This is a genomic window from Haloplanus ruber (genome assembly GCF_024494725.1).
Classification (GTDB): domain Archaea; phylum Halobacteriota; class Halobacteria; order Halobacteriales; family Haloferacaceae; genus Haloplanus; species Haloplanus ruber.
Genome location: NZ_JANHDK010000006.1, coordinates 116615 through 122874 on the forward strand (window position 1 = coordinate 116615; position 6260 = coordinate 122874).

Sequence of the window (6260 nt, forward strand, 5' to 3'; positions counted from 1 at the left end):
GAACTTAAGGATTCTCATTTATCTGGCGGTCGGACCCGAACCCTTTCGTCGGTCGGTCGCCACCCACGCGGCATGGACGAGGAGCGACAGGCCACCTTCGGGCCGGACGGCGAACTGGAGACGGAGGCGCCGGAGGCAACGGGGACGAACGACTTCGGCGAGGAAACGGGTGCCGACGAGACAGACGGGGGGTTCAACCGCTACGCCGTCGTCAGCCTGCTCCAGAAGGCAATCCGCCGGGGCGACGAGGAAGTGGCGGCCTGGTGTGCTTGGGAGCTGGCCCGTTCGGGCTTCGGGTGGAACCTCTGGGACCGCCTGCAGACGTTCGTCGTCGAGGACCTCGCGGCCGATACCCAGGCGCCGTCGCTCGTCGCCCGCTACGAGGACCTCGCCGAGCGGTGGGATATGGACTCTCGGCGGGGACAGATGGCGGCGGTCCAGGCGGCTCTCGCCGTCGCCCGCGCCCGGAGCGCCCGCGAAGGAGCAAACGCGGTCAACGCCTTTCACGCCGTCGCGAAGCGGCGCGCCGAGGCCCGTGAGCGGGGCGCGGAGCCAACACACACCTTCCCTGTCACGGCCGACGACCTCTCCTCCGACGGCGAGTACGACGTCGCCCTCGACGGCCACACCGGCGAAGGGGCGAGACTGGACCGTGGTTCTCCGTTCTTCCGCATCCACGGCGCTCGCGTCGGCCCCGAGGGGGAGACGGACACGAGCGCCCGGTGGAAGCGACTCTTTCTCGCGCTCGACGAGTACGACTACACCGACGAACAGGTCGCACACGCGCTCTCGGCGGTCGACCCGGCGGAGCCGTGGGCCGAACCGTCCTTCGACGACGGATGAAGGGGCGCGGACGACCGCTGCCCTCGCCTCACTCCGCCCACAGCGCGTACATGTCGTCCCGGATCGATTCGGTGTAGCGCTCCTCGCCCATCTCCACCGCGGGGTCGCCCGCCTCGACCCGCCCGATGGTGACGGCCTCGATCTCTTCCTCGTGGAGCGCTGCGAGCGCAGCGTCCGCGTCGCCGTCGGCGACGGTCACCAGCAGCGCGCCGGAGCCGAGAACCCTGAGCGGGTCGACGCCGGCGGCGTCACAGACCGCCCGGGTCGCCGTGCGGACGTGGACGGCGTCGCGGTCGACACGGAGGGTGACGCCGCCGGCGAGTGCCATCTCGATCAGCCCTTCGATGACGCCCCCCTCGGTGGGGTCGTGCATGGCGGTCGCAGTCGGTGCGAGGGCGGCCGCCTCGGGCATCACGCTGAGGTCGTCGAACGCGGCCGTCGCGCGGTCAAGTACGTCCGCGGGAAGGTCCAAGCGGTCGCGGAAGTCGGTCGCGAGGACGCCCGTTGCCTCGATCCCCGCCCCCTTCGTGAGGAGGATCCGATCCCCGGGGGACGCCCCGCCGGTGGCGACGAAGCGGTCGGCCATCCCGAGACAGGTGAGCGAGCAGAGCGGTCGCTCCAAGCCGGCGACAACTTCGGTGTGACCACCGGCGATGGTCAGCCCGAGGCGGTCGGCCTCGGCGTCGAGTTGGCCGGTGATCGTCTCCAGTACGTCGACGTCTGCGTCGGGGAGGAGGACGGTACTCAGGAGATATTCGGGGCGGCCGCCGGCAGCCGCGACGTCGTTCGAGGCGACGACGACGGCCAACTGTCCCAGGCGCTCGGCCGCGAGTGAGATCGGGTCGGTGCTGGCGATCAGCGTCCCGCCGTCGATCCGGATGGCCGCGGCGTCCTCACCGAACGCCGGTCCCGCGAGCAGGTTCGGATTGGGCGCCCCCGTCCGCGAGAGGACCAGATCCGACAGGACCGCCGGATCGAGTTTGCCGGTCATGGGCGTCCGGTAGGCTCGCCCCGGTGATGTGCCTTCCCGTCTCCCGACGGAGTTCGCGTCGGCGCGCGGTGTCGTGGTATCGCCACGCCGGACCGCACCCTACAAGCCTCCCCATCGGTTACGTGGCGTATGCTCATGACGCCCGGCCCGACGGCGCTGCCCCCGTCGGTCAGGGAGGCGGCCGGCGAGGAACTGCTCAACCCCGACGTCGATCCGGCCTTCGCCGACCGGTACGACGCGCTGAAACGGAAACTCGGGCGGATCTACGGGACCGACGACGAGGTGGTCGTTCTCGGCGGCGAGGGCATCCTCGGCTTGGAGGCGGCCGTCGCCTCGACCGTCGCGCCTGGCGACCGCGTCTGCTGTCTCTCGAACGGCCCGTACGGCGACGGCTTCGCGGACCTCGTCGAAGCCTACGGCGGCGAGGCGACCCTCGTCGACGCCAACTACGACGACCCACTCCCACTGGACGCCTTGGAGCGGACACTCGACGGCGAGGACTTCGACCTCGTGACGATGGTCCACTGCGAGACGCCGACCGGGACGCTCAACGACCTCGACGCCGCACTCGACCGCGTTGCCGCCCACGACGTCCTCACCGTCGTCGACGCCGTCTCCTCGCTCGGGGGGACGCCCGTCCCGACAGACCGGATCGACATCGCCATCGGCGCGTCACAGAAGTGTTTCAGCGCACCGCCCGGCCTCGCGGTCTGTTCCGTCAGCGACGCCGCGTGGGAGCGGATCGAGGCCCGCGATCCCGACCCGCTATACACCAACTTGCTTCCGTGGCACGAGGCCGAACAGCCCTACCCCTACACCCACCTGTCGACGCTGGTCGTCGCACTGGAGGCGGCCCTCGACTTGTTGCTGGAGGCGGGACTCGACACCGTCTACGAACGCCACCGCGAGGCTGCGCTGGTCTGCCGGGAGCGCGGGCGCAACCTCGGGCTGGAGCCGTTTCCCGACCCTGAGCGGAGTTCGCCGACGGTCACTGCCTTCGCCGTTCCGGGGCGGGCGACGGCGCTTCAGGAACGCCTGCGTGTGGACCACGACGTGACGCTCTCGACCGGTCTGGGCGGTCTCGAGGACGACGTGCTCCGCGTCGGCCACATGGGATACAACGCCGAAGTCGAGAAGGTCGAGCAGACGATGGACGCGCTGGCAGCCGTCCTCGACTAGGCCGCTCCCCCGCCCGTCGTCGGCACCTCACTCCACGCCGTTCTCGGTCACACGGATTCCTTTCTCCGCGAGGTGGCGCATCTGGCGCTGAGCGAAATCCTCCTCGCTTGTCCCCCGTGTCGCCAACACGTACACCGTCGCGCTCCCCGCGGGGCGCATCGTCCGGCCGGCGCGCTGGGCGCCCTGTCGGCGCGACCCACCGAGTCCCGACGCGACGACCGCGAGTTCCGCGTTCGGCAGATCGATCCCCTCGTCGCCGACGCGAGAGACGACGAGTGTCCGGCGCTCGCCGTCGCGAAACGACGCGAACAACTGATCGCGCTCGTGGTGTGGCGTCTCGCCGCTCACGAAGGGAGCGTTGACCGCGTCGGCGATGGCTCGACCGTGATCCAGCCAGTCGACGAACACCAGTGCCTTCGCCGTCGGGTGTTCGGCAAGCAGGTGGCGTACTTCGTCGACCTTGGCCGGGTTCTCCGCTGCGATCCGATGTTTCGCGCGCGGCTCCGCGCTCGCGTACGCGTTTCGTTCCTCGTCGCTCGCCCACGGCAGATACCTGATCTCCACCTCGGGTTCCTGGACGTAGCCGGCGTCGAAGAGTGCGTCCCAGTCGGTGCCGATGGGCGGCCCGACGAGCGTGTAGATGTCCGTCTCGCGGTCGTCCTCGCGAACTGGTGTCGCCGAGAGGCCGAGTCGATGTTTGCTCTGGAGATCCGCGCTCCGTCGGTACACCTCGCTGGGGATGTGGTGAACCTCGTCGTAAACGATCAGCCCCCACTCTCGCCGGTCGAACAGCGAACGGTGTCGGTCCATGCCTGCCACCTGGTAGGTGGCTATCGTCACCGGGCGAATCTCCTTTTCGCCGCCGTGATACTCTCCGATGTCCTCCGGGTCGAGGGTGGTGTGTTCGAGTAATTCTGCCCGCCACTGGCCGGCGAGTTCCCGACTCGGCACGAGGATCAGCGTCTCGCCGCCGACGGCGGTCAGCGCGCCGAGCGCGGCGACGGTCTTCCCGCTTCCCGACGGCCCGACGAACACGCCCGCTCGCTGGTCGAGGAACCGATCCACCCAGTCTTGCTGGTAGTCTCGTAGCTCCGTCCGGAGTTCGACGTCGAGTGGCTCGCCCGTCTCTAACTCACGCTCGTCGATCACGGGGTAGCCCGCCTCGTAGAGGATCCGCTTGATCGCCGCCTCACTTCCCTCGACGACCCAACTCTCGGTCTCGGAGATGGGGGCGTGGAGGTGTTCCTCGTCGAGTTTTTGTCTGGCGACGTTGCCCATCAGGCTCTCGCTTGCCGCCGCCAGTACCGTGTAGCCGTCCTCGTGGGTTCGGAGAGTGAACTGGCGTGCGCGGGTCCACTGGCGCTCGATCCACTCCTCCAGATGCGGGGAGCGACGCGGGAGGACCGACCGCAGGGTGCCTAAGAAGTCCTCGAAGTCGTCGAACGGCGCCGCCCACACGTCCTCCCGACGGATGCGATAGAGATAGCCTTTCGTCCCGGAGGTATCGACCAGGTGGGCGATACGGGACAGTTGCGCGCGGGTGTACTGACTCGGCTGGTCGACGACGAGTTCGCGGCGCTCCGGAAAGAGCACCACGCGTTCACGGTCGGCGAGTCGCCCCCACTCGCTCGGATACCAGACCACTGGGTCGGACTCGACGTCCAGTCGCTCGACGTCGCCCGCGGCGGCGAGTCGATCTAGCGCCTCGCTTGCGGCCGCCTGTGAGCAGTCGAGTCGACGGGCGATCTGTTGGGCGGTGGCGACCGGTCGTCCCTCCGACTGTAACGCGTCGAGAAACGACTCTAACGTGACGGCGTCGTCACCCTCGTCGGCGGGTGGGTCCTCGGTCATCGAGTGCGGTAGGACCCCGACGGAGAAACGCGTTGTGTCCCGTCGGCGACGCCGGCCCTCTCGCTGTGGCCGTCGGTGGGTCTACCCCAACAGTCCCAGGTCGTCGATCCGGTCGACGATCACTTCGACCGCCTCGGCCGCGTCGACGGTTCGCTTTCCGCCCGTGATAACGATCTTTCCGCTGCCGAAAAGCAGGATGACAACGTCGGGATCGTCCATCCGGTAGACCAGCCCCGGGAACTGCTCGGGCTCGTACTCGACATCTTCCAGCCCCAATCCGATTGCCAGTGCGTTGAGGTTGAGCGTATGGCCTAGGTCGGCGCTGGAAACGATGTTTTGGACGGTGATATCGGGGTCCTCCTCGACCGGAATCTGCAGGTCGCGGAGTTTCCCGAAGATGATGCCGAGGGCTTCGTGCACGTCGTCGATGCTCTTCGCGCCCGTGCACACGATCTTGCCCGACCGGAAGATCAGCGCCGCCGCCTTCGGCTCCTGCGTGCGGTAGACCAGCCCTGGGAAGTTGTCGGGGTTGAAGTCGGCTCCGGGGAGGTCCTCGGCCAACGCCTCGAGGTCGAGTTCCTGTCCGATACCCGTCGACGCCACCACGTTCTGAATTTCGATCGAATCTGCCGGGTCACTCATCGTATGCGCGACATTGTGATCCCCATCCTTATAAAGGACCACGGCAGGCGGACGAGCGAGGTAGGCACCGCGGGAACCGAAGCCACGAGAGGGATCACCACGCAAATATCAGCGCGTCTGCCGATCTCGACGGAGATCAGAGGGGTTAAGTATGAACCTCCACTCGGATGTAATGCGAAGGGCGAGGGCGACGGTGCCCTCGGCCTCACCCGGATCGGTTACGCCGACCGGGGGTGACTCGAAGCCCGATCAACGGGCTTATATGGGTCGCCCTCCTCGGTTCAGATCCGGACGAAACATGAGGATTCCACCCCTGCGGTCCGCCGTAAGCCGGAATCTGATGTGAGCCTTGGTGGTTCGGTGTCACCCGGTCGATCCGGTGACCCGAACCATGGACCTCAGTGGTCTACACGACGCGGAAACACTATGTTTCCCGCCACCCCTCACTCTCAAGAGTGAGTTCATTCCGGTTGATCCTGCCGGAGGCCATTGCTATCGGGGTCCGATTTAGCCATGCTAGTTGTACGAGCTTACACTCGTAGCAAATAGCTCCGTAACACGTGGCCAAACCACCCTACAGAGAACAATAACCTCGGGAAACTGAGGCTAATAGTTCATACCCGTCTTACGCTGGAATGCCAAGACGCGCAAACGTTCCGACGCTGTAGGACGTGGCTGCGGCCGATTAGGTTGACGGTGGGGTAACGGCCCACCGTGCCGATAATCGGTACGGGTTGTGAGAGCAAGAACCCGG

5 protein-coding genes and 1 rRNA gene are annotated in these 6260 nt (G+C 67.2%); 3 read left to right on the forward strand and 3 right to left on the reverse strand.

Annotated features, from left to right (window positions below; all coding sequences use genetic code 11):
* Nucleotides 1-72: 72 nt before the first annotated feature.
* Nucleotides 73-843: a hypothetical protein gene (locus NO878_RS16500; RefSeq protein WP_256407063.1), complete on the forward strand. Its 771-nt coding sequence runs from the start codon at nt 73-75 to the stop codon at nt 841-843.
* Nucleotides 844-871: 28 nt separating this feature from the next.
* Here the strand turns inward: NO878_RS16500 and NO878_RS16505 are convergent, their stop codons facing one another.
* On the reverse strand, nt 872-1834 hold the full coding sequence (locus NO878_RS16505) for an AIR synthase-related protein (RefSeq protein WP_256407064.1): 963 nt from the start codon (nt 1832-1834) through the stop codon (nt 872-874).
* 129 nt (nt 1835-1963) lie between these two features.
* On the opposite strand from NO878_RS16505, the gene NO878_RS16510 reads away from it, so the two are divergent.
* Nucleotides 1964-3013, forward strand: coding sequence for a pyridoxal-phosphate-dependent aminotransferase family protein (locus tag NO878_RS16510; protein WP_256407065.1), 1050 nt, complete (start codon nt 1964-1966; stop codon nt 3011-3013).
* Between the two features lie 27 nt (nt 3014-3040).
* On the opposite strand, the gene NO878_RS16515 is transcribed toward NO878_RS16510, so the two are convergent.
* Nucleotides 3041-4864 (reverse strand): DEAD/DEAH box helicase, encoded by a 1824-nt coding sequence (locus tag NO878_RS16515; protein ID WP_256407066.1) that lies wholly within the window; start codon nt 4862-4864, stop codon nt 3041-3043.
* An 81-nt stretch (nt 4865-4945) separates the two neighbouring features.
* Nucleotides 4946-5506, reverse strand: coding sequence for a TATA-box-binding protein (locus tag NO878_RS16520; RefSeq protein WP_256407067.1), 561 nt, complete (start codon nt 5504-5506; stop codon nt 4946-4948).
* A 463-nt stretch (nt 5507-5969) separates the two neighbouring features.
* On the opposite strand from NO878_RS16520, the gene NO878_RS16525 reads away from it, so the two are divergent.
* A 16S ribosomal RNA gene (locus tag NO878_RS16525) occupies nt 5970-6260 on the forward strand; the annotation flags it as partial.